This window comes from Pseudomonas sp. PLMAX, assembly GCF_046042685.1.
GTDB classification, from domain to species: Bacteria; Pseudomonadota; Gammaproteobacteria; order Pseudomonadales; family Pseudomonadaceae; genus Aquipseudomonas; species Aquipseudomonas putida_AE.
Genome location: NZ_CP064949.1, coordinates 6,321,370 through 6,347,799, shown reverse-complemented (window position 1 = coordinate 6,347,799; position 26,430 = coordinate 6,321,370). Strand labels below are relative to the sequence as shown.

Here is a 26,430-nt window from a genome sequence, read left to right as displayed (position 1 = left end):
GTCATGAAGGCGTTTATCCAGGACTTCTCCCTGTCAGCCGCTGTCGCCGGATTTATCGCCACGGTGATTTCCTATGCCGGGCCCTTGGTGATCATCTTTCAGGCGGCGCAATCGGCCCATCTGCCGCGGGAACTGTTGTCGTCCTGGATCTGGGCGATCTCCATCGGCAGCGCCGTGCTGGGCATCGGTTTGAGCCTGCGCTATCGCGTTCCGGTCATCATCGCCTGGTCGGCGCCTGGCTCGGCGTTGTTGGTGGCGTTGTTGCCTGAAATTTCCATGGCAGAAGCGGTGGGGGCTTATCTGGTCAGCAGCCTGATCATCTTTGTGGTCGGGGTCTCGGGGGCTTTCGACCGGATCATCAGCAAACTGCCCGCCGCGATTGCGGCGGCGATGCTGGCGGGGATCCTGTTCAGCTTCGGCACAGGGCTGTTCGTATCGATGCAGCACAAGCCGTTGTTGGTGCTGGCGATGTTCGCGGCCTATCTGATCGGCAAGCGGGTGATGCCACGTTACGCGGTGATGCTGGTGTTGCTGACGGGCTGTTCGATTGCCGCGTTCAGCGGTGATCTGCATCGCGAGGCATTGGTCATCGGGTTGGCTACGCCGGTGTGGATCACGCCCCAGTTCAGCCTGGGCGCGACGCTGAACATCGCCTTGCCACTGGTGATGGTGGCGCTGACCGGCCAGTTCGTGCCTGGCATGGCCGTGCTGCGTGCCAGTGGTTTCCAAACGCCTGCGAGCCCGATCATCGCCAGCAGCGCATTGGGCACCGCGCTGCTGGCCCCCTTTGGTTGCCATGGACTGAACCTGGCCGCGATCACGGCGGCCATCTGCACCGGTCGAGAGGCTCACGAGGATCCGCGCAAGCGCTACGTGGCGGGCGTTGTCGGGGGCTTGTGCTACCTGGTGCTGGGCATCTTCGGCGCCACGTTGGTTTCGCTGTTTTCCGCGTTCCCCAAAGAGCTGATTGCGGCGTTGGCGGGGCTGGCGCTGTTTGCTGCCATTGCCGGGGCGCTGACGGGGGCGATGGCCGTGACGAGCGACCGCGAAGCCGCGCTGGTGACCTTTCTGATCACCGCTTCAGGCATGTCGCTGTTCGGCTTGTCCGCCGCGTTCTGGGGTCTGATTTTCGGCATGGTCACCCATGTGCTGTTAAGCGCCCGTCGTCCCGATCTCCTTCGTAAATCCACTGCAACTGAAGCTGTTCAATCAGTCGATCAATAACAATAAGAGAAAAACGATGAAGCAGAATCTCCCAACAACCCGTACGGCGTTGTCCCTGGCTGTCGTCTCGGGTTTTTCCACAGGCGTTATGGCCGCCGAGAGCGGGTTTATCGAAGACACCACCGCAACGTTGCAAGCGCGCAATTACTACTTCAGCCGCGACTACTCCGATATCGTCGGCGCCAACCAGCAATCGAAGGCCGAGGAGTGGGCCCAGGGCTTCATCCTCAACGTGAAGTCCGGTTACACCCAGGGCACCGTCGGCTTTGGTGTGGATGTCATCGGCCTGCTCGGCCTCAAGCTCGACAGCAGCCCGGACCGGGTGAATACCGGCTTGCTGCCGGTGCAGGACGACGGTCGCGCAGCGGACAATTACAGCCGTCTGGAAGGCGCGTTGAAGATGCGTTACTCGAAAACCGAGCTGAAAGTCGGTGAGCTGCAACCCAATCTACCGGTGTTGGTGTTCAGTGATATTCGCCTGCTGCCGCCGAGTTACCAGGGTGCAAGCATCACCTCCAGTGAGATCAATGGTCTGACCTTGCAGGGCGGACACCTGAGTTCAACCAGCCTGCGCAACGAGGCTGGCGACGAAAAAATGCAGGCCATGCTCGGGCACGTGCCGCAGCGCCAGGTCAGCAGTGACGGGTTCAACTTTGCCGGTGGCGATTATGCCTTCAACGACAAGCGCACCTCGGTCAGCGCCTGGTACGGGCAACTGGAGGACATCTACAACCAGCGCTTCCTCGGCCTCAAGCACAGCGAACCCGTGGGTGACTGGATCCTCGGCGCCAACCTCGGCTACTTCGATTCGCGCGAGGACGGCAAAAAACTGCTGGGCAACATCGACAACCAGGCGTTCTACTCGTTGCTGTCGGCCAAACGTGGCGGCCACACCTTTTATGTCGGCTATCAGGGCATGTTTGGCGACAGCGCGTTCCCGCGGGTATTCGCCAACATCTCACCGTTGGGTAACGAGGTGCCGACCTACGAGTTCGCCTACACCGATGAACGTTCCTGGCAGGCGCGTTACGACTACGACTTCGCGGCCCTGGGTGTACCGGGCTTGACCAGTACCCTGCGCTACATCAGCGGCAACAATGTCGATACCGGCAAGGGGTATGAGGGCAAGGACCGTGAGCGCGACCTGGACATCGGCTATGTGCTGCAGAGCGGCAGCCTCAAAGGCCTGGGGATCCGCGTGCGTAATGCGATGGCGCGGTCCAATTACCGCAGTGATATCGATGAAAACCGCCTGATCCTCAGCTACACCTGGACGCTGCTCTGAGTGCAGCGGCGAATCACAGGTTGCTGGTGCAATCGCCGATGACGTTGTACGTCACCCGCCGGGTCTGGCCCTGATGATCGACATACACCATGGTCGCCGGCACAACCCCGCAGGCGGTCGCGGTGTCCGAAACAGACACCACCTTGGCGATGTCCAGCGGCTGCGCCGGGTTGTACAAGACAGCGAGAGGCTCGTTGTCAGCGGCCATGGCCGAGGTGGCGATGACGGCCAGAAACAGGCTGATCAACGTTTTCATGCTGGCGTGCTCCGCGTGGGTTTCGATGAGTTGATTTTAGTCTTCGGCACCCGTGGATAAAGGGGCCAACGGCGGATGCAGCGTTACGCAAAATGTAATAGTCACAACTGTAGGAGCGAGCTTGCTCGCGAAAAACCTGAGAGCTGCGCGGGTGTCAGGCTCCCCGCGTCATCGTTGACCTCCATCGCGAGCAAGCTTGCTCCTGCAGGTTTCTCGCAATGAACAGTATTTTCGCCCGAGGGGGTTTATGGATTTGCTTAACAACTTGCGCGTGTTCATCCGTGTGGTGGACTGCGCCAGTTTCACCGCCGCGGCCGACACGCTGGATCTGTCCACGGCGCAGGTATCCCGATTGGTCGCGGACCTGGAAGAACATCTCCAGGCACGCCTGCTGCAACGCACCACGCGACGCCTGAGCCTGACCGAAGCAGGCGAGCGATTCCTGTTGCGCAGCCGGCAGATCGTCGAAGAAATGGACGAGGCGACGGCCGAGGCCCGTGGCGCGCATATCAACCCCGCCGGGCGCCTGCGGGTGCACAGCATGAACGGACTGGGCGTACTGATCACGCCTCTGATCGCCCGCTACAGCGAGCTATATCCCGACGTGGTGTTCGAACTGACCTTGTCCCAGCGCAATCCCGATCCACTGGAGGAGGGGCACGACGTGGTGATTTCGATCGCCCCCGAACTGCCCGATTCGCAATTGGTCGCCCAGGCCCTCGGACAGATCTACAGCGTACCTTGCGCCTCCGCGGACTACCTGCGCCGCAAGGGCATTCCACAGCAGCCGCTGGCGCTGAACGAGCATCAATGCCTGCGCCTGCTTGATCCCTTGTATGGCGATCAATGGGTATTCCAGGACGAACACGGTGAACATGCCATCAGTCCGGCCAAGACCTTCCAGTGCAATGTCGCCGAGTCGATGGTCAAGGCCTCGGAGGCCGGCATGGGCATCAGCCTGCTGCCTTTCCACACCGCCACACGGCCCTTGAGCGATGGCACCTTGTTGCGTGTATTGCCGACCTGGCGATTGCGCGAGCGCAATGTCTATGCGCTGTATCCATCACGGCGTTTTCTCGATGCCAAGGTCCGCACCTGGGTGGATTTTCTCAAGGCCGAGCTTCCCAAATTGTTTGCCGAACATGAAGCGGTGATGAACGATCCACGGCATTGGGCTTGAGGTCGAAGGGACGGTGAAGGGCGGTGTAGACTGAGGCTCTTTCTCTTTCGGAAAGACAGGGGAGTGGGCCCAGCCATGATCGGTGCCGAGTTATTGTCATCCCAGACCCTGAACGTGGGGTGGTTGATCTACATACCGGTATTACTCTGGGCCGTCGTGCGCGCACCCTGGGTCGAGTTGTTCACCGACAATCGTCGCCAGCATCTGCTGTTCGGTACGGTGTTCGCGCTGTTCATGCTGTGGCTGGTGCGGCGGGACTTCGATACCGGCGTGTCCTATCACTTCATCGGCATGACAGCGGTGACGCTGTTGCTGGACTGGCCGCTGGCAATCGTCGGCGGTCTGGTGGCGCAGGCAGGCCTGGTGTTGCTGGGGCGTCAGGACCTGATGGCCATGGGGGTCAATGGCACGCTGTTCATTTTGTTGCCGGTGTTGATCACTGAATGCTGTGCGATAGCGGTGGAGCGCGCGCAGCCACGAAATCTCTTCGTGTACATCTTCGTTTCCGGTTTCTTCGCCGCAGCCCTTTCAGCGTTGCTGTGCCTGGTGCTGGCGCTGACGTTGTTGTGGTACGACGAACGGTTCGCCATGCCGTATTGGCTGGAAGATTTTGTCGGTTACCTGTGGTTGATCATTTTTCCCGAGGCGTTCATCAACGGCATGGTGGTGAGCGCGCTGGTGGTGTTCAGCCCTGAGTGGCTCGAGACCTTCAACCGCACGCGTTATCTGTCGGCGCCCTGGAAGGACGACGACCCCGAATCTTGATCCATTTCAGATTCGCCAAATGATGACGATCCCATACTCGGTTTTTCCAGCGGTTCCCTAGATCTGCTGATCAATCAAAACCGCGTTGCTATAGATCAAGCTACCATCGCTCGCGCGGTGCCCAACCAAATGGTATTGACCACGATCGAGGTGCAAATAGACGCGCATTTGGCAGTCGGACAAGGGGTCGTATCCCTCTGGCAATTTCAGATCCAGAGTGCTCATGTCGACATCAACCATGGCTTCAGGCCCATGGGAACTCTTCAGCTGTTCTTCAGCCTGCTCCAGGCGCTGACGAAGTGGCACATCGACGTAAAAATGGATTTCACCTATTGGGGTGGATTTTTGGTCGGGGCTGGTTTTGCACCAGCCTTCGATCGTCATGGCGCTCATAACGAAGCCTCCGTCGTAGACTGCTGGATTCTATTGCTCTGTCTCTGATCTGAAATTCAGTATAGCTGGCAACCGGGACTCGCTCGCCAACCCTCACGGCACAACCCGATGGCACTATACTTTTAACTGACTTTGCCACCCGGATGGGTGGTACTTGTCTGCCCTGCCTGGACGTCAGTGGCGATGCTTGCGCATAACCAATGAGCAACAGGAATAGGATGAAGAGAAATGGCAATAGCAATTGTCCTGGTACTCATCGTTATTGGATCAGTGCTATTCCATGTACTAGCGCCTTGGCATGCAACACCGGCAGCTTCCAACTGGGGATCAATAGACACCACGCTGTTTATCACCCTGATCATCAGCGGAATATTTTTCATCGCCATTACGCTATTCATGGCGGTAGCCGTGATGCGTTATCGTCATAAAGAGGGGGCCAAGGCCCACTACCAGCCGGAAAGCAAGAGGTTGGAATTCTGGTTGATTGTCGTTACCTCGATAGGTATTGCCGCGATGTTGGCGCCAGGCCTGGTTGTTTACAACGATTTCATCCGGGTACCAAAAAATGCTTATGAACTTGAAGTGGTCGCCCAGCAGTGGCAGTGGGCCTTTCGTTTTCCGGGCCAGGACGGGAAACTGGGCAAGTCTGAAATTAAGTTAGTTGATTCCGTCAACCCGTTTGGCGTTGATCCCAAGGATCCCGCCGGCCAGGACGATGTGCTAATAAAAAGTAACGAAGTCAGACTTCCGCTGGATCGACCGGTAAAAGTTTTACTGCGCTCTAAAGATGTATTGCACAATTTTTATATACCGCAAATTCGCAGCAAGATGGATATGGTGCCGGGGATGGTGTCGTACTTCTGGTTTACGCCGACTAAAACCGGGAAATATGAAGTCCTTTGCGCTGAATTTTGTGGCGTAGGTCATTACAACATGCGCGGCCAGATGATCGTGGAGGAGCAGGGTGCCTTCGATCAATGGCTCAGCAGCCAGCCGACCTTTGCGCAGACATTAGCGGCAGCTACCAAACCCGGTCAGGACAGCGTACTGGAAAAAGGTCGTCAGTTGGTCGAACAATACGGCTGCGGTGCCTGCCACAGCCAGGATGGCAGTACCAGCCTCGGGCCGGGATGGAAGGACCTGTACGGCCGCACCGAACAGCTTGCCGATGGCACCAGTGTTCAGGTCGATGAGGCCTACCTGAAACAATCGATCCTCGAACCGCAGGCCCGTCTGGTACAAGGCTACCCGCCGGTCATGGTGGCCTATACTCTCAATGACGATGAATTGGGTGCGCTCGTCGCCCTGATCAAATCACTGGGTGCTGCGTCGCAAGAACCTTCTGCCAGCGAAGCGCTGGACAGAGGTGACGACTTGGCGACGCAAGGACAGCGGCTAGCCGGGTCGCTAGGCTGTCTGGCCTGCCACAGTGTCGATGGCAGCAAGGGTATCGGCCCGAGCTGGCAGGGCCTGTATAACGAGCCCGTAACCCTTGTCGACGGTACGAGTATCAAGGCCGACGAGGGCTATATAAAGGATTCGATCCTCAATCCCGGTGCCAAAATCGTCAAAGGCTATGCAGCCGTCATGCCGGCCTTTACCCCGAGTGATCAGGACTTGAACGCGCTGATCGCTTTCATCAAATCAAAAGCGAATGCCGACGCTGACGCGAACAAGGCTGAGCCAGGGAAGTCGCCGTAAAGCAGCCAGAAATACACGCAAACTTCGGCAGGAGGATGACGTGATGGCCTATGCGGAGCAAGCCGAAACAGAGGCACTGCACGAGCCCAAGAGTTTCCTGAGCAGATACATCTGGAGCCAGGACCACAAGGTCATCGCCATTCAATACTCCCTGACGGCTTTGTTCGTGGGGGTTATCGCCGTGGTGTTGTCTGGCTTGATGCGCATACAGATAGGCTTCCCCGGCAGTTTGGCGTTCATGGACGCCAGTGCTTACTATCAGGCGATGACCATGCACGGCATGATCATGGTCATTTACTTGCTGACGGCCTTGTTTCTCGGGGGCTTCGGCAATTACCTGATCCCACTGATGGTGGGCGCACGCGACATGGTCTTCCCCTATGTCAACATGCTGAGTTACTGGTTCTATCTGCTCGCGGTACTGGTGTTGCTCGCCGGTTTTTTTGTCCCCGGCGGCCCCACCGGTTCGGGCTGGACGCTCTATCCGCCACAGTCCATTACCCAGGGGACGCCTGGGGTCGAGTGGGGCATCGTGCTGATGCTCGTCTCGCTGGCGATTTTCATTGTCGCCGCCACCATGGGCGGGTTGAACTACGTCACCACGGTGTTGCAGGCGCGTACCCACGGCATGACGTTGTTTCGCATGCCGCTCTCGGTATGGGGCATCTTCATGGCCTCGATCATGGCCTTGCTGGCTTTCCCGGCGTTGTTTGTCAGTGCGGTCATGATGCTGTTCGACAAACTGTTGGGCACCAGTTTTTTCATGCCGGCGATGATCTCGCTGGGACAGCAGCTCGATCACCAGGGTGGCAGCCCGATATTGTTCCAGCACCTGTTCTGGTTCTTTGGCCACCCGGAAGTCTATATCGTTGCGCTCCCTGCGTTTGGCCTGGTCTCCGACCTGATCAGCACGCATGCGCGTAAAAACATCTTCGGCTACCGAATGATGGTGTGGGCCATTATTGCGATTGGCGTACTGAGCTTTGTGGTCTGGGCGCACCATATGTATGTCAGCGGAATGAACCCGTATTTCGGTTTTTTCTTCGCCGTCACCACCTTGATCATCGCGGTGCCGACCGCTCTGAAAGTCTACAACTGGGTCCTGACCCTGTGGCAGGGCGACATCCATCTGACCGTGCCGATGCTGTTTGCCCTGGCCTTTATCGTCACCTTCCTGGTGGGCGGTCTGACCGGGCTGTTTCTCGGCAATGTGATTGTGGATATTCCGCTCTCGGACACCTATTTCGTCGTCGCCCATTTTCATATGGTCATGGGCGTCGCACCGGTCCTGGTGGTGTTCGGCGGCATTTATCATTGGTTCCCGAAAGTGACCGGGCGCATGTTGAACGACACCCTGGGCAAGCTGCACTTCTGGATTACCTTCCTGGGCACCTACGCCATCTTCTTCCCCATGCACTATCTGGGCTTCCAGGGCATGCCTCGCCGCTACTACGCCTACGACAACTACGCGTTCATTCCACAGTCGGCGCAAGAGTTGAATGCCTTCATTACGGTGGTCGCATTGACTGTCGGTGTTTCCCAACTGCTGTTCCTGTTCAACCTGGCCTGGAGTGTATTCAAAGGCAAACCCGCAGGCGGTAACCCCTGGGGCGCGGCCAGCCTGGAATGGCAAACACCGAACACTCCACCGAAACACGGTAACTGGGGAGAGAAGTTGCCGGTCGTGCATCGCTGGGCCTATGACTACAGTGTGCCGGGCATAGAACAGGATTTCGTTGCGCAAACGGTGTCTGCCGAGGAGTTGGAGCAAATGCGCCAACTCAGTGCCGGAACCCGAATAGCGGACGTTAAACCATGAACAGATTGCTATTGAGAAACGCGGATGACGGTGACCCTGCAGGCGGTTGGAATCGCGATCCTGAAGGTATTCAGGCCGAGGGTGTCGATAGAAGCCAAATCGCAAAAACAGGCCTGCGCCTGTTTCTGGCCGTGGTCAGCTCGTTATTCTTTCTCTTCCTGATCGCCTTTATCGCCCGCTCCCAGATGGTCGACTGGCTACCCCTGACAGAGCCCCTGGCGCCGCTGGCCAATCCATGGCAACTCTGGCTGAATTCGGCGTTTCTAGTGTTCAGTTGCATCGCACTGCAGTGGTCGCGCATGGCAGCCCGACAGGTTCGACTGGACGCCACGGTTATCGGTTTCGTCGTGGCGGGCGTGTTTGCCATTGCCTTTCTGGCGGGACAACTCTGGGTCTGGCAGCAGTTTGTCGCCTGGGGCTACTTTGTCGCCAGCAATCCGGCCAACAGTTTCTTCTACCTGTTGACCGGCCTTCATGGGCTCCACCTGCTGGGCGGGTTGATAGCCTGGGGCATGATCGTCGCTAAATTCCTGCATCGCGTGCCGTTGACGCAACTGCGCGCCAGCGTAGAGCTCTGTGCCATCTATTGGCATTACCTGTTGGGTCTTTGGTTCGTGCTATTCGCGCTGCTGACCAGCACGCCAGAAACCTATGAAGCCATCGCCAGGCTCTGCGGCCTGAGGTGAAAAACCATGGCATCGCATCCACAAGCCCCAGCCGGCTCTGGCTCATCCAATCCACCAGGCTCGCCACCTGCACCGGGATGGGAGGGCATCGCCAGCGACTGGTCCTCCGATAGAGAGGCGTTCAAGCAGGTGCCTTGGGGCAAGGCAATGATGTGGATATTCCTGCTCAGCGATACGTTTGTATTCACCTGTTTTCTCACCGGCTACATGTCGGTACGCATGACCATCACCGACCTCTGGCCAAATCCCAGCGAAGTGTTTGCATTGACGATCGGCGGTAAGGAAATCCCGCTGATTCTGATCGCCATCATGACTTTTGTGCTGATCAGTAGCAGCGGCACGATGGCCATGGCTGTCAATTACGCCTATCGCCGCGATCGCGCGAAAACCACAGCACTGATGCTGGCGACGGCTGCCTTGGGTGTGACCTTCGTCGGCATGCAGGCTTTTGAATGGAGCAAGCTCATCTCAGAGGGGGTGCGTCCCTGGGGGAACCCCATGGGGGCGGCGCAATTTGGTGCCAGCTTTTTCATGATTACCGGTTTCCACGGCCTTCATGTGTCAATCGGCGCGATTTACCTGAGCATTGTGGCGATGAAAGTATGGCGGGGAGACTATGAGCGCTCCGGAAACTATCAGAACGTCGAGATAGCCGGGCTTTATTGGCACTTCGTGGATTTGGTGTGGGTGTTTATTTTTGCTTTCTTCTATTTGTGGTAGAGGAGCGCGGGTGATGGCACATGCTCAGGGTCAGCAACATCCGATCAGCCTGTATCTCAAGATATGGGGACTGTTATTCGTCCTCAGTACCCTGTCGTATCTGGTCGACTATTTCCAATTGCACGGCTACCTCAGGTGGTCGCTGATTATCACGTTCATGTTGCTGAAGGCAGGCTTGATTGTCTCCATCTTCATGCATCTGGCCTGGGAACGGTTAGCCATGGTCTACGCCATATTGGTTCCGCCCCTGTGTTTGTTGGTGCTGATCGGACTGATGGCCACCGAGGCGGACTATGTTTTCCTCAGCCGGGTCATTTTCTTTGGCCAATGAACCGCTGTCGGATGGCCCTCAGTCTCCAGGCGTTAACCCGATATCACTCGCTTGAACTGATGCCATTTGTGCTGCCAGGCGACTGTCCAGTGGGGAGCTGCCGCTCCCGTGCCGGCGATCGTCAGATTGGGATGATGGCCGATAACCTGGTCCAATAGCGGTTCCTGATTCGGCTCGACATCCACAAAGAAAATATGTTTGCCTTCTTGTACCGCCTGCTTGAAATTGCGGAAGTGGGTGTTCGGCACCTGGAACCCAAAAAAACCGCCTTCCCAGATGCTGAAGCCCAAAATGACAATGGCCAGGAAGACAAAAGGCATCCAGCCTGCGGCGGATTCAGTCCAGCCCATCCACCAGGCGCCACCCAGGACGAGTGCTGCGAGTGGCACACCGACCAGCGCACCAATCTCCCCGGAGTGAACGGTATCCTGTTCCATCAACGAGCTGATCTCGTGGAGGTGATGTTCTTCAACATCGGCAATCTTTTCACTGAGCACATGAATTTGTTCGGAATTGATGCCGCTGGCTTCCAGCTCATTTTCAACGGTTTCAAGATCGTTGAGGTTGTCACTGATGTAATAGTGCCGATTCATGCCACACCTCCCATCTCGTGTTTGCTCTGGACCTCCTCTGTCCTGCAGCCTGTACCCGTGGGGAACGTTGCACACGTCGTGCAATTTGAAAGAAGTATAGCACTCGCTAGCATGATGGATTTTGGGTGTCAATACCCCGGGAGGCGACGTCAGGGCCTGGTTCATCTCGTCGATTTCTGCCGCGAGTCAGGCCCTCCGATGCGCGGAATCAGTGACGCGGGTCGAAATCGCCGCTGAACAGCTCGTCCTCGGCATCCGGGGCCACCGGAATCTTGTGCTCTTCCGACGCCCAGGCGCCCAGGTCGATCAATTTGCAACGGTCGGAACAGAACGGCCGGAACTTGCTCTCGGGGCTCCATTCGACAGGGGCACCACAGGTTGGGCATTCGACGGTTGGGATCTGGCTCATGACTGGCCTCCACGCAAAGTAAGGTAAAAGTGATGCAGGCGTTCGACCTCGCTGTGCAGCCAGGCGAGGTCGCGGTCGTTGACCACCACGTCGTCGGCATGGCTTACGCGATCCTGGCGGCTGGACTGGGCCTTGAGGATCGCCTGGACCTGCGGTTCGCTGGTCTGGTCACGCCGCAGGGTGCGTTCGATCTGCAACTGTTCGGGGGCATCGATCACCAGCACCCGCTGGGTCATGGCGTACTGGCCAGACTCGATCAACAGCGGCGAAACCAGTATCGCGTAAGGTGATTTTGCCAGCGCCAGGTGATGGGCAATCTCTTCGGCGATCAGCGGATGCAACAAGGCTTCGAGCCAGAGGCGTTGCTCCGGTACCTCAAAGATCAGTTTGCGCAACGCGGCGCGGTCCAGTTGTCCGTCGTCTTGTAACACGCCGGGACCGAAGTGTTCGGCAATCTTCGCCAGCGCCGGTCGACCGGGCTCCACCACCCAGCGCGCGGCATGGTCGGCATCGACCGCGTGCACGCCCAGGTCGATGAAGTGTTGGGCCGCCGCGCTTTTGCCGCTGCCGATGCCGCCGGTCAAGCCGAGAATCCAGGGTTTTTCCACAGGGGTATTCATTTCAGACCGACAAACTGCCAATAGAAGTCGGTTATTTGACCACCCCAGAGCAAGGCAATCCAGCCGGCAATGGCCAGATAGGGGCCGAAAGGGATTGGCGTCGATGTTTGCGCCTTGCGCAGGCGCAGGTAAATCACGCCGATGATCGCACCCACCACGGACGACAGGACGATCGTCAGCGGCAGGATCTGCCAACCGCCCCAGGCGCCAAACATCGCCAGCAGCTTGAAGTCGCCATGACCCATGCCATCCTTGCCGGTGATCAGCTTGAACACCCAGAACACCGTCCACAGCGTCATGTAGCCGGCAATTGCGCCCCACAACGCCTCGGGCAATGACACGAACAGCTCGAGGCTGTTGACGATCAGCCCGAGCCACATCAGCGGCAGCACCAGCACATCCGGCAGCAGTTGATGCTCGGCGTCGATCAGGCTCATGGCCAGCAGGCCCCAGGTCAGGAGCATCGCCATGCCGGCTTGCCAGCCGAACCCGAAGTGCCAGGCAATGAACGCCGACAGCAACGCGCAGGCCAGTTCGGTCAAAGGATAACGTTTGCTGATCGGCGTCGCACAGGCCGAACAGCGCCCGCGCAGGAACAGAAAGCTCAATACCGGAATGTTTTCCCAGGCACGAATCCGGTGACCGCAGTGTGGGCACTGGGAGTGGGGCAGCATCAGATTGAAGGTCGGCAGCGGCGTTTCGCCGGGCAGGCCGAGGATGTCGTGGGCCTGCACGCGCCACTCGCGTTCGAGCATTTTCGGCAGGCGCCAGACCAGTACGTTGAGGAAGCTGCCAACCAGCAGGCCGACTACCCCGGCGACGACGACGAAAGCCAGCGGGAAGTGGATCAGGATTTCGTTCAATGGCATGTCAGATCGCTGAGCCGAGTTGGAAGATGGGCAGGTACATCGCAACCACCAGGCCGCCGACAATAACACCCAGCACCACCATGATGAACGGTTCCATCAGGCTGGTGAGATTGTCGACCAGATTGTCGACCTCGTCCTCGTAGAAACCGGCGACCTTGTCGAGCATGTCGTCGAGTGCGCCAGACTCCTCGCCAATGGCGGTCATCGAAATGGCCATATTGGGAAAAATACCGGTCGTACGCATGGAGAAATTTAGCTGCATGCCCGTCGCAACGTCCTGCCGGATGCGCAGCACCGCGCGTTTGAACACGATGTTGCCAGTGGCGCCGGCCACAGACTCCAGGGCTTCCACCAGTGGCACACCGGCAGCGAAGGTGGTCGACAGCGTGCGGGCGAACCGGGCCACGGCGGACTTGTACATCAAGGTACCTGCCAGCGGCAGTTTCAGCAGCCAGGTATCCATGCGGTCGCGAAAACCCTGGGAGGTTTTCAGCGCGTGGCGCGCAGCGAAAACGCCCGCGCTGAGCGCGCCCAGCAGCATCCACCACCACGCCTGCAGCCATTGCGACAGGTCGATGACCATCAGGGTGAAGGCCGGCAGTTCAGCGCCAAAACCCTTGAATACCGACTCGAACTGCGGCACCACCTTGATCAGCAGGATAGCGGTCACGATGATCGCCACGCACACGACGATCAGCGGGTAGGTCATGGCTTTCTTGATCTTCGCCTTGAGGCTTTCGCTTTTTTCCTTGTAGGTCGCCACCCGTTCCAGCAGGGTGTCCAGCGCGCCGGCCTGTTCCCCGGCGTCCACCAGGTTGCAGTACAACTCATCGAAGTATTGCGGCTTCTTGCGCAGGGCCGTGGCGAAGCTGTTGCCTGCCGCCACGTCCTGTTTCACCTCGTCGATCAGCTTGCGCATGGCCGGGTTGTCGAAGCCTTCACCGATGATGTCGAAGGAATGCAACAACGGCACGCCGGCTTTCATCATGGTCGCCATCTGCCGGGTAAAAAGGGCAATGTCCTGGGGCGTGATGCGTTTGCCCAGCTTGAACATCGACGTGGATTTCCTGCGCACCTTGCCGGGATTGATGCCTTGCTTGCGCAATTGCGCCTTGATCAGTGCCGGGTTCTGGCCGCTCAGCTCGCCCGTCACCTTCGCGCCTTTCCTGTCTGTGCCTTCCCAGCTGTACACGCTGGTGCTTGCTGCCTTGACTGCCATGTTCAGCCCTTTGTAACCGCCGATGCGTTGATCGCAGCCGACCGGCTCATAGATCGTGAATGTGCCGATGCGTTCCTCGGGAAACGACTTATAGCCTAGTCAATCGGTGGAACCAAACAGCGCTGTCGAGGTGACGAAAAGTGTCAGATAGTGCGGTTCCCGGGAGTGGGAAGGGGCCTCATGGCGATCGCGCACCCCCGAGAACAGGGCGCGCCGGGCTTGGCATGGGCTGTGCTGCTGCAGGTGCAGATCATGAGATTTCGACTCATGCATGGAGGCTGTCCTTGAACAATCAAAAAGGTTTTACCCTGATCGAGCTGCTGATCGTGGTGGCGATCATCGGGATTCTGGCGACGTTTGCGATACCGGCTTACTCCAAGTACCAGGCGCGGGCCAAGGTGACGGCGGGGCTGGCCGAGATATCGGCGTTGAAGGTGGCGTTCGAGGATGTGATCAATCAAGGCGACGACCCTGATTTGTCCAATGTCGGCGGCGCTGCATTAACGTCCAACTGCACGACCTCGGCCAGCGGTAAAGCCACTGATGGTTCCGGGACTATCGGTTGCACGATCCTTAACGCGCCGGCTCAGGTGCTGAATAAAACCATCACCCTTTCGCGTACGGTGGCAGGCTGGACCTGTGCCACCACCGTCGACCAGGAGTACGCGCCGAAAGGCTGCACGGGGGTTGCCCCGAAAGCCTGATCCATTCATTTATTGCCTGATACCCCGCCTGTGCGGGGTATTTTTTGTTCGACGTTCAGGGCTAGCGAGTATTTGAGAAAACTTCCGACAATTCATGGCCTTAGGCCTTACTCAAAACCCGCAACTTGCATGTAGAGAATTTCCAACTCATGCATTTTGCATGATTTCGAGAAATCGCTGATTTTATAAGTTGTTGATTTATATCGTATTTGCATCTGTTTCAAAGTTGGCACAGCGTTCGCAATATCTCCGGTAAGCCTGCTGAAAAGACAATCAGCAGATTTTCCAGAAAAACAGGAGTTACTCGTATGAAGAAGTTCGCTATCGCTGCCGCTACTGCTACCGCGCTGACCCTGACCATGGCCAACGCTGCATTTGCCCAGACTCAGGCCACACAAGCACCCATGATGCTGGCCGCCGGTGAAGTCACCGAAGCGAAAGAGGATGTTTCCGATACCTGGATCACTACCAAAGTCAAATCTGACCTGGTCACCGAAAAAGGCATTCCCGGCACCGACATCAAAGTGGAAACCAACAAAGGTGTTGTGTCTCTGTCGTCCACCGTTGCTGTAACGGATGCCCAGAAAACCACCGCAGTGGCTATCACCAAGAAAATCAAAGGCGTCAAGGCGGTCTCCGCTGACGGCCTGAAAGCCGAGTAAGGCAAGACTTCTCGCCTGGACTGGGAGAAGGCGCGGTAGGCGGGCCGAGTCATACGTCTGCCGCAACTGAGAAGTTCATGCGACCGGCCACAGGGATGTGGCCATTACAGGCCCCGGCATTCGTGTCGGGGCCTGTTCTATTGGGGTATCGCAAATCCAATGTGGGAGCGGGCTTGCTCCCACAGTGGTATGTGCGTTGTTTAAATGCAGTGTTTGCCCATCACTCGGCGTCCAGGTGCATTGGGGTGACGACCTTGCCGTCCTTTTCCGCTTCGCCCAACTGGGCGTCGATGAAGTACACCCGGTCGTCCGCGAGCTGACCCTTGTCGACCAGATAATCCTTGATGCTGCTGGCGCGTTCCTGGCCCAGCTCACGCAACAGCACTTCGCTGGAGCTCCAGAACTGGATCACGTCCGCACGCATTTTCGCCGTGCGTTCTTCCTTGCCCAGGTCTTTCCATTCGGCGGGCGGCTGGACCTTCAGGCGCGTGCGGTAGATCCCTTCGAGCAGCGGACCTTTCTCGCTGTCCGGCACCTCCAGCAGATTCGCCTTCGCCGGCACCTTGTCGCCGCGGCGCTGGAGCATTTTGTAGTAGTTGTACTGATATTCCCGTTCCAGGCGTTGCTCGGCGAGCAGCGGACCATCACTGCTCTTGGCGGCGGTGCCTTCGATTTCCAGGCGCAGGGTCGGGCGTTCCTTGAGGGCCTGGGACAGTTTGACCAGGGCCGCTTCGGCGTCCTTGCTCAGGTCGCTCGAGCCCGGCGCGAATGACACGGTACCCAGGTCCTCCGAGCCACCACCGGCCACCAGGCCACCAATGAGTTTGAACGGCGCGGCGGCAGCCTTGACGATCAGGTTGCGCAGGGTTTGCCAGACAATCGGCATCACGCTGAACTGCGGATTGTTGAGGTCGCCGGTCACCGGCAGTTCGATGGAAATCTTGCCGTCGACGTCCTTGAGCAGGGCGATCGCCAGTTTCAGCGGCAGGCTCACGGCATCCGGGCTGTCGACTTTTTCGCCCAGTTGCAACTGCTCGACCACTACCTTGTTTTCAGCCTTGAGCTGGCCTTTGGTGATCACGTAATGCAGGTCGAGGTTGAGTCGGCCTTTACGGATGCGATAACCGGCGAACTTGCCGGAGTAGGGGGTCAGCGTGGTCAGTTCCACGCGTTTGAAGCTGGTGGCGATGTCGAGGCTGGCCATCGGGTCGAACGGGTTGACCGCGCCCTTGATGGTCACCGGTGCGTAGCGGTCGACCTTGCCCTTGATATCGACAGTGGCCGGTTTCGCCTGGCGGCTGTCGATGGTGCCGATCGAACCGTTGAGCTGCTGGATGGCGGTGGCGAAGTTTGGGGTCAGGCTGAAGTCGGCGAAGTTCGCCGAACCGTCGTTGATGGCAATGCCGCCGATATGGATGCCCAGGGGCTTGTCCTTGCTGGCGACGGGTTTGGCCGCGGCAGACTTTGCCCCTGCGTCGGGCGGTTGCGGAATCAGCAGGTCATCGATGTTGGTGGTTCGGTCATCGTTGATCATGAAGCGTGCATAGGGTTGCAGCAGGTTGATCTTGTCGATCGACAGGCTGTCGCCGTGTTGGTAGTTGAGGCCTTCGACCACCAACTGTTGCCACTTGAGAAAGTCGCGGGTCTTGAGGGTGTCGAGGGTGTGCAGCTGATCGACCTGAGCGCGACCGGTGACGCTGAGGGCCAGCGGCTCGGTGCTTTTCAGGTTGACCGCCAGGTCGCTGCCGAGCATGCCGCTGCGCAGTTCCAGGCGAATGAACGGGCTGATGTAGGACTGGGCGACACGCAGGTCAATGTCCTTGGTCTGTACGTTTAGCCTGGCGCTGACAGGCGCCAGGTTGACCTCGCCATCGGCCGTGAGCTTGCCCTGCTTGCCCACGCCGGTGTCGAGCTTGAGGGCGAAGGGCGAGCCATTGAGGCTGTCGAACTTCTGCAAGTCGAGATTCAGCGGGCTCAGCTCTACTTCCACCGGCGGTTGCGCCTTGCGGTCCGCCAGATGCACTTTGTAATCGCGCAATTGCACATCGGTGAGCAGCACTTGCCAGGGTTTGCCAGGCTCCGCCGGTTCGGGTTTCGGCGAATCGGCGGCCGCCGGGGTGCTCGGCGGTTCGGCGTTGGCCTTGGCCGCCGGTTTGGACGGTTGGCTGGCGAACAGTTTCTGCCAGTCGAGCTGGCCATCGGCTTCCAGTGCCGCCCAGGTTTCCAGCTTTTGGCTGCGGATCTTGCCGACCACCACTTGCTGTTTGGCCAGGTCCACCGTGGTTTCGCTGATGTCCAGACGCTCGAGCTTCGCCAGCGGCCGTCCGTCCGGGGCCTTGATCGCGAAGGGTGCGACGCTGACTGCGAGGTTGTTCAGCAGCAGTTCGGTCTGCTTGGCCAGGCTGAGTTTGTAGTCGGTACTGAGGCTCATCACCCCGCTTTCGAGGTCCAGGGGCACGGCGTCGCGGACATAGGGCCAAAAGGCTTTCATCTTGCCGTCGGTAATTTTCAGCTTGCCTTCAGAGGCGAACGGAATGAGGCTGAAGTTGCCGGTCCAGTCGACCTGGCCACCGTTGGGGCCAATAGCGACCAGTTCCATGTCGGCGCTGTCTTCGGGCAAGGTGCTGAGGTTTTTCAGTTCGAAGTCGAGTTTGTCGTAGAGAAACTCGATCGCTTCGCTGGGGCGCTCATCCTTGAAGTGCAAGGCGCCGCCCGCCAGTTTGATCCGGTCTATGCGCAGCGGGAACGGCTTGGCGTTCGGATCGGCCGGCGTGGGTTCGCTCGCTGGCAGTTTGAACAGCCCGCGCAGATTGAGTTTGCCGTCCTTGCCGAAGAGGATTTCGGTCTTGGATTTTTCCAGTTCGATTTCCGACAGGTGCAGCGCGTTGGTCCAGAGGCTGTCGAGCTGCAGGTTGGCGTACAGGCGTTCGAAGCCGACCTGCTCTTTGCCGGGCTCGCCGATGTTCAGGCCCCAAAGGGTCACTTCAAGGCTGAACGGGTTGAGTTCGATACGCTGGAGGGTGGCGGGCGTCGTGGCGTAGTGGGCCAGTTGTTGGTTGGCAACGCGCAACGCGATGCCCGGCAAAATCAGAAAGCCCAGCAGACTGTAGAGCGCCAGAGCAGTCAACAAGGCGCCGATGGCGCGAATCAATCCTTTGTACATGTGCGGCTTCATCTGTCTGGATCGGAGTGCCTTGGAGTATGGCACGCGATTTCGGTTCCGAAGTCCTCACATCCTGCGGGATTTGTCGGAAAACAACGGCTACTTTCAGAACTGCAGAATCAGGGTTTTCAGGGGTGGCTGCTGGTCCATCGACGGGAAATCGCCGCCTGGTTTCATCACCGTCCACTCCCGTACCGGCCGGCCGGCTTTCTCGGCGCAACGCAGGACCTGCTCGCGCCAGTCGTCCATGCTGACTTTTGCCAGGTTGTTGCAGCAGATCAGCACACCGTTGTCAGCGGTGGCCAGCAACGCCGGCTTGAGCAGGCTCTGATAGTCGCGCAGCAGGTCGACGGTACCGAAAGCGCTCTTGGCCCAGGCCGGCGGATCGAGCAGCACCAGGTCGTACTGTCGCTGTTCCAGGCGCTGATAGCTCGGCAGTTTCTGCCCGCGACGCTGGCTGATGGGCAGGCCGGCCAACTGGCGAATGGCCGGGAAGTAGTCGGACTGGATGAATTGCATGGTCGGCAATTGCGGGTTGAGCAAGCCATTCTCGCGACCGACCGCCAGGTTGCCTTCGGCGAAGTCCAGGTTGCACACCTCGCTGGCCCCCCCGGCTGCGGCGCTGAGACCGACCCCGCAGGTGTAGGCGAACAGGTTCAGTACGCTTTTGTTCTTGCTGTGGTCCTTGACCCAGCCGCGGGTGTTGCGCAGGTCGAGGAACAGCAGCGGGTCCTGCCCGGCGTGGCGCCCGCGCACCCGATAATTGAGGCCCCACTCGTGGCCCACCAGGTCTTGCAGCGCGGCTTCGTCGGCACGGTAGACAGTGTCTTCGCGGTCGATGCGCGAGTTGCCACGGGAGCGGTCGTTATAGACCAGCAGGGTTTCAAACCCCAGGTGTTGATTGACCATTTCGTGCAGTTGCAGCAACGCTTCGCGGTCGAGCGACTGGTGGAAACTCTGCACCATCAGTTGCGGGCCGTAGCGGTCGATGGTCAGGCCGCCGGCGCCTTCCTGGCTGCCATGGAACAGGCGATAGCAGTCGGTGCCCTGGCTGTGCAGTTCGGCCAGCAGATCCTGACGATGTTCAAGGGCGGCGCGCAGCGCCTGATTCAAGGAGGACATGCCGGGCGCCTTGCAGGTGGAATTGGGCGCGGGAGTTTAACAGCTTGGGCTTGCTGAAATACCGCATTATCGTTCTTCGCGGGCAAGCCTCGCTCCTACAGTCCCATCCGTCTTTTTGCACGATGTACCGAGCCATTGCGCACCGCCCAGCGCAGCATCGGCGCACTGCGGTTGACGCTGGCGCGGATCAATTTGCGTTGCAGCGGGCCTTGGTGCACGCCAAGCATGTCACTGGCCCAGTCCGGCAGCAGATCGATCCCGGCCTGCATCATCAAACCGCCGAATGGCTTGGCCAGACGGCTGGGGGAGGGGGCGTTCAACAGCAATCGCAGCACTTCCCGACTGCGTTCGTCGCACAGCAGCTGCGGGCGAATGCGCTCAAGATAAGCGGCAATCTCCTGCCGGGAGCGCGGCACGTCACGGGCGCCCAGACGTTCGGCCACCAGCGCGATCTCTGCGTAATAACGATCCTGATCGACCAGGGACAGGTGTGGATTGCGATAACGCAAATGCGCGGCGAGGAAGTTGCTGACCTCCGCCACATGCACCCAGGTCAGCAGATCGGGGTCGCTGGCGGCATAGGGCCGGCCATCGGGTGCGGTGCCTGTGACTTGCAGGTGGATGGTGCGCACTTTTTCGATCAGCCAGTCGGCGTCCTGTCGTGAGCCAAAGGTGGTGCCGGAAATGAATTGCCCGGTGCGACGCAGGCGACCGAGCATGTCCTCGCGAAAGTTCGAATGGTCCCACACACCCGCCAGGGCAAGCGGGTGCAGGGCCTGCAACATCAGGGCGCTGATGCCGCCGATCAACATGCTGCTGAAGTCGCCGTGGACTTGCCAGCTCACCGAGTCGGGCCCGAACAGCCCGGGGTCGCCCTTGGGGTTTTCCAGGTCGAGCTTGCCCAGGGACAGGCCGGTCAGGCTCATGATCTGGGTTTCGATGCGATTGCGGATGAATTCCATGGTTTCCCGGTGATTGACTGTAGGAGCTGCCGCAGGCTGCGATCTTTTGATCCTGAAAGCAACGTCAAAAGATCGCAGCCTGCGGCAGCTCCTACAGGAGGCGGCAGTACGTTATTGGTTCAGGCGCTTGTCGATCAGGCCCTGGACCACGCTCGGATCGGCCAGGGTCGAGGTGTCACCCAGGCTGTCCAGTTCGTTGCAGGCGATCTTGCGCAGAATGCGCCGCATGATCTTGCCTGAACGGGTTTTCGGCAAGGCCGGCGCCCACTGGATCAGGTCGGGCTTGGCGAAGCTGCCGATTTCCTTGCTGACGTGGGCGAGCAGGGCTTTTTTCAGTTCTTCATTTTGCTCGACGCCGTTCATGGGGGTGACGAAGGCGTAGATGCCCTGGCCCTTGATGTCATGTGGGTAACCGACCACGGCGGCTTCGGCGATGTTGTCGTGCAGGACCAGGGCGCTCTCCACTTCGGCGGTGCCGATGCGGTGCCCGGAGACGTTGATGACATCGTCGATACGCCCGGTGATCCAGTAGTCGCCATCTTCGTCGCGGCGAGCGCCATCGCCGGTGAAGTAGTAGCCGGGGTAGGGCTTGAAGTAGGTGTCGACCATTCGTTGCGGGTCGCCGTAGACGCTGCGGATCTGCGCCGGCCAGCTGGATTTGATCGCCAGCACGCCGCTGCCGGCGCCTTTGATTTCCTTGCCATGCTCGTCCAGGAGCACCGGTTGTACGCCGAACATCGGCTGCGTCGCGCAGCCCGGTTTGATCCGTTGCGCACTGACCAGCGGGCTGAGCATGATGCCGCCGGTTTCGGTCTGCCACCAGGTATCGACGATCGGGCAGCGCTGTTCGCCGACCACATTGAAGTACCACTCCCAGGCTTCCGGGTTGATTGGCTCACCGACAGTGCCGAGCAATCTGAGGCTGGCGCGAGACGATTCCTTCAACGGTTCTGCGCCTTCGCGCATCAGCGCGCGCAACGCGGTGGGGGCGGTGTAGAAAATGTTCACCTTGTGCTTGTCGATCACCTGCCAGAACCGCGAGGTGCTCGGGTAGCTCGGCACGCCTTCGAAGATCAGGGTGGTGGCGCCATTGGCCAGGGGGCCGTAGACGATGTAGCTGTGGCCGGTGACCCAGCCGACGTCGGCGGTGCACCAGAACACTTCACCGTCGCGGTAGTCCAGCACGTATTTGAAGGTCATGGCCGCTTGCAGCAGGTAGCCCCCGGTGGTGTGCAGCACGCCTTTGGGTTTGCCGGTGCTGCCGGAGGTGTAGAGGATGAACAGCGGGTCTTCGGCGTCCATCGGCTCAGGCGGGCAGTCGTCGCCTACGTCGCGTAGCGCCTGGTGATACCAGAGGTCCCGGCCCTCGACCCAGTTCACCGGGTTCTGGGTTCGTTCGACCACGACCACGGTGCTGACATCCGGGCAGCTTTGCAGCGCCTTGTCGACATTGTGCTTGAGTGGCACGAATTTGCCGCCGCGCACGCCTTCATCGGCAGTGATCACTGTGCGGCAGTCGGCGTCGAGGATCCGGTCGCGCAGCGAATCCGGCGAGAACCCGCCGAACACCACCGAATGCACCGCGCCGATGCGTGTGCAGGCGAGCATGGCGTAGGCCGCTTCGGGGATCATCGGCATGTAGATGCACACCCGGTCGCCTTTCTTCACGCCACGACTTTTGAGCACGTTGGCCAGGCGGCAGACGTAATGGTGCAGTTTTTTGTAAGTGATCTGGGTGGATTCGGCGGGGTCGTCGCCTTCCCAGATGATCGCTGTTTGATCGCCGCGTGTGGCCAGGTGGCGGTCGATGCAGTTGAAGCTGACGTTCAGCTTGGCGCCGGCAAACCAGTGGGCTTCACCGGTCTTCAGGTCGTAGCGCTGGACGGTCTGCCACGGTGCACTCCAGTCGAGGAAGCGGGTGGCTTGTTCGGCCCAGAAGGTGCTGGGGTGTTCGATGGATTCGCGGTACAGGCGGTGATAGTCGTCCTGACTCAGTTGTGCAGCCCGGCGCACGGCATCGGCCTTGGGGAACGTGCTGATATCGAACATGACGGTTCCTTCTTCTTGTTTTGGAAGAGGGGAGCTGCGCGACCCTCATAGGAGCTGGTTTGTCAGCGAAAGCGGTGTATCAGTCGACATAAGTATTGCCTGATATACCGTCTTCGCTGGCAAGCCAGCTCCTACAAAGGTTAGTACAAGCGTCAAATCAGCCGCGGTGACGTCCGCGGAAGTAGTTGATCAAGCCCTGGGTGGACGCGTCGTCAGCCGGGGTTTCTTCGCTGCCGACCAGGCGGTTGTAGACGCCTTTGCCCAGTTCCTTGCCCAGCTCCACGCCCCATTGGTCGAAGGCATTGATGCCCCAGATCACGCTTTGCACGAAGACTTTGTGCTCGTACATCGCCACCAGCGCACCCAGGCGCCGCGGGCTGATGCGCTCGACCACCAGGGTGTTGCTCGGACGGTTGCCCGGGATCACCTTGTGCGGCGCAAGGCTCTGCACCTGCTCTTCGCTCATGCCTTTGTCACGCAGCTCGGCCTGGGCTTCGGCCAGGGTCTTGCCGAGCATCAGCGCCTGGCTTTGCGACAGGCAGTTGGCGTACAGCCACTGGTGGTGGTCGGCCACCGGGTTGAAGCTGACGATCGGCACGATGAAGTCGGCCGGGATCAGTTGGGTGCCCTGGTGCAGCAACTGGTGGTAAGCGTGCTGGCCATTGCAACCTACGCCACCCCAGATCACCGGGCCGGTGTCGGTGCTGACGGGCGTACCGTCCTGGCGCACGCTCTTGCCGTTGGATTCCATGTCCAGCTGTTGCAGGTGCTTGGTGATGTTACGCAGGTAGTGGTCGTACGGCAGGATCGCGTGGCTTTGCGCGCCCCAGAAATTGCCGTACCACACGCCGAGCAGGGCCAGCAGCACCGGCATGTTCTGGTCGAACGGGGTGTTCAGGAAGTGCTGGTCCATGGTGTACGCACCGGACAGCAGTTCCTTGAAGTTCGACATGCCGATGGCCAGGGCGATCGGCAAACCGATGGCCGACCACAGCGAGTAACGCCCGCCGACCCAGTCCCACATCGGGAAGATGTTCTCTTCGCGGATGCCGAACGCTACGGCGGCGGCGTTGTTGCTCGATACTGCGATGAAGTGGCGATGCAGTTCGGCTTCCGAGCCACCCTGGGCCAGGTACCAGGCACGTGCGGCCTGGGCGTTTTTCAGCGTTTCGAGGGTGTTGAAGGATTTCGACGAAACGATGAACAGCGTGGTCTCGGCGCGCAGCTTCATGGCCAGTTCGTGGAACTCGCTGCCATCGATGTTTGCCAGGTAGTGGCAACGCACACCTTTCTGGGCATAGGCCAGCAGGGCTTCGGAGACCAGCTCGGGACCCAGGAACGAACCACCGATGCCGATGTTGACAACGTCAGTGATCGGCTTCTCGGAGTAGCCGCGCCACAGGCCGTCGTGGATACGGCCCACGAGGTCGGTGATCTGGTTCAGCACTTTGTGCACTTCTGGCATCACGTTGACGCCGTTGACCGACAACTTGTCGCCAACCGGGCGACGCAGGGCGGTGTGCAGGGCCGGGCGTCCTTCGGAGGCGTTGACGATCTCGCCATCGAACAGCGATTTGATCGCGCCCTTGAGGTCGACTTCGTCGGCCAGGCCCACCAGCAGGTCGCGGGTCTGGGCGTTGATCAGGTTTTTCGAATAATCGAGAAACAGGCCGCAGCTGCTGAGGGTGAATTGGTTGAAGCGCTGCGGGTCGGCGTTGAAGGCCTCGCGCATGTTGAAATCCTGCATGGCCTGGCGGTGGTCTTTCAACGCCTGCCAGGCGGGCAGGGTGGTCACGTCGTGGGGGGTGCGGTAATACGCCATCGCTGCGGGTTTCCTTTTACTTGAACTGCCTTTAAGACACTGAAAATACCGGAATGTCCTGACCACTGTCTGGGTGGTCTCCGGTTAGCCTGCGTGTACACGATTAAATAGCGCAGACCGGTAACAGTAAACCCAGTGAGACGATCTGTCTTGGCTTTGTCGGACCTGCGACCGGTACTTTTTTGTACCGGTGCGGTCACGGGGGGAGGTCAGGCGGGGGTGTCGAGGTTCAGGTGCAGGTTGTCGATCAGGCGCGTCGTCCCCAGGAACGCCGCCACCAGGATCACCAGGTCGCGATCTTCCGGGGTGGCCGGGCGCAGGCTCAGCCCATGGCGAATTTCCAGGTAGTCGGGACGCAGGCCCGCCGCTTCGAGTTGTTGCAGCTTGGCACGGATCAGGGCCGGGTAATCGCGCTCGCCTTGTTTGATCGCTTCGGCGATCTCGCTCAGCGTGCGATACACCACCGGCGCAACGGCGCGCTGATCTGCGTCGAGGAAGCCATTGCGCGACGACAGGGCCAGGCCATCGGCCGCCCGCACCGTCGGCTCGCCGATGATCTGGATCGGCATGTTCAGGTCATGCACCAGCGCGCGAATGACCGCCAGTTGCTGAAAGTCTTTCTGGCCGAAGATCGCCAGGTCCGGCTGGACCATGTTGAACAGCTTGCTGACCACCGTTGCCACACCTTCGAAATGCCCCGGACGGCTGGCACCGCACAGGCCTTCGGAAAGCTGCGGGACGCTGACGCGGGTCTGGCCGGTCATGCCGCCGGGGTACATCTCTTCAACGGTCGGCGCGAACAGCAGGTCGCAACCGGCTTCGAGCAGTTTTTCCTGGTCGGCGGCGAGGGTGCGCGGGTATTTGTCGAGGTCTTCGCCAGCACCGAACTGCAGCGGGTTGACGAAAATGCTCGCGACCACGAAATCCACCCGCTGGGTGGCCTTGGTGATCAGCGCGACATGCCCGCTGTGCAGGTTGCCCATGGTCGGCACAAAGCCGATGCGCTTGCCTTCGCTGCGGGCACGGGCCACGGCGGCCCGTAGTTCGCGTACGGTTTTGACGGTGTTCATGCAGAGAATCCGTGTTCGATGCCTGGGAAAGTCGCCGCTTTGACTTCAGTGACGTAAGCGCTCAGGGCCGCGTGAATGCTTTCCTGGCCGGCCATGAAGTTTTTCACGAACTTGGGTACGCGCCCCGTGATGGACAGCCCCAGCATGTCGTGCAGGACCAGTACCTGGCCGTCGGTGCGGTGGCCGGCGCCAATCCCGATGACCGGAATGCCCACGGCCTGGGTGATTTCTTCGGCCAGTTCGCTCGGCACGCATTCGAGCAGCAGCATCGACGCGCCGGCCTGTTCCAGCGCGATGGCATCGGCACGCATCTGCCGCGCCTGGTTTTCGTTGCGACCCTGGACCTTGTAGCCGCCGAGGATGTTCACCGATTGCGGCGTCAGGCCCATGTGGGCACAGACCGGAATGCCTCGTTCTGCCAGCAGGCGGATCGAGTCCGCCAGCCACAACGCACCTTCGACCTTGACCATGTGAGCGCCGGCCTGCATCAGCAGGGCGCTGTTGGTCATTGCCTGTTCCGTGGTGGCGTAGGCCATGAACGGCAAGTCGGCAAGGATCAAGGCGTCGCTGTTACCGCGTTTGACGGCTGCCACGTGGTAAGCCATTTCGGCGGTGGTGACTGGCAGGGTGCTGTCATGACCTTGCAGAACCATGCCGAGGGAGTCGCCCACCAGCAGCACTTCGACGCCGGCCTGGTTGCAGGCGTGGGCGAAGGTCGCGTCATAGCAGGTCAGCATGGTGATTTTTTCACCTTTTTGCTTGAGACCTTGCAGAGTGGTCAGGGTGATGGCTGGCATGAAAAGTTC

The 26,430-nt window shown here is 59.6% G+C and carries 26 protein-coding genes; 11 read left to right on the top strand and 15 right to left on the bottom strand.

Annotated features, from left to right (window positions below; all coding sequences use genetic code 11):
• Positions 1–3: 3 nt before the first annotated feature.
• Complete coding sequence (locus DKB71_RS28870; protein ID WP_408598921.1) at positions 4–1,224, top strand: benzoate/H(+) symporter BenE family transporter; 1,221 nt, start codon at positions 4–6, stop codon at positions 1,222–1,224.
• Between the two features lie 16 nt (positions 1,225–1,240).
• Entirely contained in the window at positions 1,241–2,509 is a 1,269-nt protein-coding gene (locus tag DKB71_RS28865) for an OprD family porin (RefSeq protein WP_408598919.1), read from the top strand.
• 13 nt (positions 2,510–2,522) lie between these two features.
• On the opposite strand, the gene DKB71_RS28860 is transcribed toward DKB71_RS28865, so the two are convergent.
• The gene (locus DKB71_RS28860) at positions 2,523–2,765 is read right to left on the bottom strand and encodes a DUF2790 domain-containing protein (protein WP_274074559.1); all 243 of its coding nucleotides are present in this window, start codon (positions 2,763–2,765) and stop codon (positions 2,523–2,525) included.
• Positions 2,766–3,012: 247 nt separating this feature from the next.
• Between DKB71_RS28860 and DKB71_RS28855 the strand changes: the two genes are divergently transcribed.
• Positions 3,013–3,945, top strand: a complete 933-nt coding sequence (locus DKB71_RS28855) for a LysR family transcriptional regulator (RefSeq protein WP_274074560.1) — start codon at positions 3,013–3,015, stop codon at positions 3,943–3,945.
• Between the two features lie 75 nt (positions 3,946–4,020).
• Positions 4,021–4,710, top strand: a complete 690-nt coding sequence (locus DKB71_RS28850; RefSeq protein WP_274074561.1) for an energy-coupling factor ABC transporter permease — start codon at positions 4,021–4,023, stop codon at positions 4,708–4,710.
• A gap of 57 nt (positions 4,711–4,767) precedes the next feature.
• Here the strand turns inward: DKB71_RS28850 and DKB71_RS28845 are convergent, their stop codons facing one another.
• Positions 4,768–5,103, bottom strand: a complete 336-nt coding sequence (locus tag DKB71_RS28845; protein ID WP_408598916.1) for a hypothetical protein — start codon at positions 5,101–5,103, stop codon at positions 4,768–4,770.
• 228 nt (positions 5,104–5,331) lie between these two features.
• On the opposite strand from DKB71_RS28845, the gene DKB71_RS28840 reads away from it, so the two are divergent.
• The 5 genes from DKB71_RS28840 to DKB71_RS28820 are packed head-to-tail and all read left to right on the top strand — an operon-like array spanning position 5,332 to position 10,360.
• Positions 5,332–6,804: a c-type cytochrome gene (locus DKB71_RS28840; RefSeq protein ID WP_408598914.1), complete on the top strand. Its 1,473-nt coding sequence runs from the start codon at positions 5,332–5,334 to the stop codon at positions 6,802–6,804.
• A gap of 43 nt (positions 6,805–6,847) precedes the next feature.
• Positions 6,848–8,623: a cytochrome c oxidase subunit I gene (gene ctaD / locus DKB71_RS28835; protein WP_408601171.1), complete on the top strand. Its 1,776-nt coding sequence runs from the start codon at positions 6,848–6,850 to the stop codon at positions 8,621–8,623.
• Positions 8,620–9,309 carry a cytochrome c oxidase subunit 3 gene (locus tag DKB71_RS28830; RefSeq protein WP_408598912.1) on the top strand — a complete coding sequence of 230 codons (690 nt, stop codon included), beginning with the start codon at positions 8,620–8,622 and terminating at the stop codon, positions 9,307–9,309. The genes ctaD and DKB71_RS28830 overlap by 4 nt, the downstream gene beginning before the upstream one ends.
• Before the next feature lie 6 nt (positions 9,310–9,315).
• Entirely contained in the window at positions 9,316–10,029 is a 714-nt protein-coding gene (locus DKB71_RS28825; protein WP_274074565.1) for a heme-copper oxidase subunit III family protein, read from the top strand.
• A 13-nt stretch (positions 10,030–10,042) separates the two neighbouring features.
• On the top strand, positions 10,043–10,360 hold the full coding sequence (locus DKB71_RS28820) for a cytochrome C oxidase subunit IV family protein (RefSeq protein WP_408598910.1): 318 nt from the start codon (positions 10,043–10,045) through the stop codon (positions 10,358–10,360).
• A 32-nt stretch (positions 10,361–10,392) separates the two neighbouring features.
• Here the strand turns inward: DKB71_RS28820 and DKB71_RS28815 are convergent, their stop codons facing one another.
• The 6 genes from DKB71_RS28815 to DKB71_RS28790 form a co-directional block, all read right to left on the bottom strand.
• Complete coding sequence (locus tag DKB71_RS28815; RefSeq protein ID WP_274074567.1) at positions 10,393–10,953, bottom strand: magnesium transporter; 561 nt, start codon at positions 10,951–10,953, stop codon at positions 10,393–10,395.
• Between the two features lie 208 nt (positions 10,954–11,161).
• Positions 11,162–11,362 (bottom strand): DNA gyrase inhibitor YacG, encoded by a 201-nt coding sequence (yacG, locus tag DKB71_RS28810; RefSeq protein ID WP_060543361.1) that lies wholly within the window; start codon positions 11,360–11,362, stop codon positions 11,162–11,164.
• A complete protein-coding gene (gene coaE / locus DKB71_RS28805; protein ID WP_408598907.1) occupies positions 11,359–11,982 on the bottom strand; it encodes a dephospho-CoA kinase in 624 nt (207 codons plus the stop codon). Before coaE ends, yacG begins: the two co-directional genes overlap by 4 nt.
• The gene (locus DKB71_RS28800; protein WP_323627336.1) at positions 11,979–12,851 is read right to left on the bottom strand and encodes an A24 family peptidase; all 873 of its coding nucleotides are present in this window, start codon (positions 12,849–12,851) and stop codon (positions 11,979–11,981) included. Before DKB71_RS28800 ends, coaE begins: the two co-directional genes overlap by 4 nt.
• Position 12,852: 1 nt before the next feature.
• Complete coding sequence (locus DKB71_RS28795) at positions 12,853–14,070, bottom strand: type II secretion system F family protein (RefSeq protein ID WP_408598905.1); 1,218 nt, start codon at positions 14,068–14,070, stop codon at positions 12,853–12,855.
• 99 nt (positions 14,071–14,169) lie between these two features.
• Complete coding sequence (locus tag DKB71_RS28790) at positions 14,170–14,343, bottom strand: hypothetical protein (RefSeq protein ID WP_408598903.1); 174 nt, start codon at positions 14,341–14,343, stop codon at positions 14,170–14,172.
• A gap of 11 nt (positions 14,344–14,354) precedes the next feature.
• Here DKB71_RS28790 and DKB71_RS28785 point away from each other — a divergent pair, with 11 nt between their 5' ends.
• Entirely contained in the window at positions 14,355–14,774 is a 420-nt protein-coding gene (locus DKB71_RS28785) for a pilin (RefSeq protein ID WP_274074572.1), read from the top strand.
• Positions 14,775–15,082: 308 nt separating this feature from the next.
• Complete coding sequence (locus DKB71_RS28780) at positions 15,083–15,436, top strand: BON domain-containing protein (RefSeq protein WP_274074573.1); 354 nt, start codon at positions 15,083–15,085, stop codon at positions 15,434–15,436.
• Positions 15,437–15,656: 220 nt separating this feature from the next.
• Here DKB71_RS28780 and DKB71_RS28775 read toward each other — a convergent pair whose 3' ends face one another.
• The 7 genes from DKB71_RS28775 to panB all read right to left on the bottom strand — a co-directional run bounded on the left by DKB71_RS28775 (position 15,657) and on the right by panB (position 26,421).
• Positions 15,657–18,611 (bottom strand): DUF748 domain-containing protein, encoded by a 2,955-nt coding sequence (locus DKB71_RS28775; RefSeq protein WP_408598900.1) that lies wholly within the window; start codon positions 18,609–18,611, stop codon positions 15,657–15,659.
• Between the two features lie 93 nt (positions 18,612–18,704).
• A complete protein-coding gene (locus DKB71_RS28770) occupies positions 18,705–19,721 on the bottom strand; it encodes a class I SAM-dependent rRNA methyltransferase (protein WP_408598898.1) in 1,017 nt (338 codons plus the stop codon).
• Between the two features lie 95 nt (positions 19,722–19,816).
• A complete protein-coding gene (locus DKB71_RS28765) occupies positions 19,817–20,683 on the bottom strand; it encodes an oxygenase MpaB family protein (protein ID WP_408598896.1) in 867 nt (288 codons plus the stop codon).
• A gap of 111 nt (positions 20,684–20,794) precedes the next feature.
• Positions 20,795–22,732, bottom strand: a complete 1,938-nt coding sequence (acs, locus tag DKB71_RS28760) for an acetate--CoA ligase (protein ID WP_408598894.1) — start codon at positions 22,730–22,732, stop codon at positions 20,795–20,797.
• Between the two features lie 157 nt (positions 22,733–22,889).
• Entirely contained in the window at positions 22,890–24,554 is a 1,665-nt protein-coding gene (gene pgi / locus DKB71_RS28755; protein WP_323608705.1) for a glucose-6-phosphate isomerase, read from the bottom strand.
• Positions 24,555–24,763: 209 nt separating this feature from the next.
• Complete coding sequence (gene panC / locus DKB71_RS28750; protein ID WP_274074579.1) at positions 24,764–25,624, bottom strand: pantoate--beta-alanine ligase; 861 nt, start codon at positions 25,622–25,624, stop codon at positions 24,764–24,766.
• Positions 25,621–26,421, bottom strand: a complete 801-nt coding sequence (gene panB, locus DKB71_RS28745; protein WP_408598892.1) for a 3-methyl-2-oxobutanoate hydroxymethyltransferase — start codon at positions 26,419–26,421, stop codon at positions 25,621–25,623. Before panB ends, panC begins: the two co-directional genes overlap by 4 nt.
• Positions 26,422–26,430: the final 9 nt, after the last annotated feature.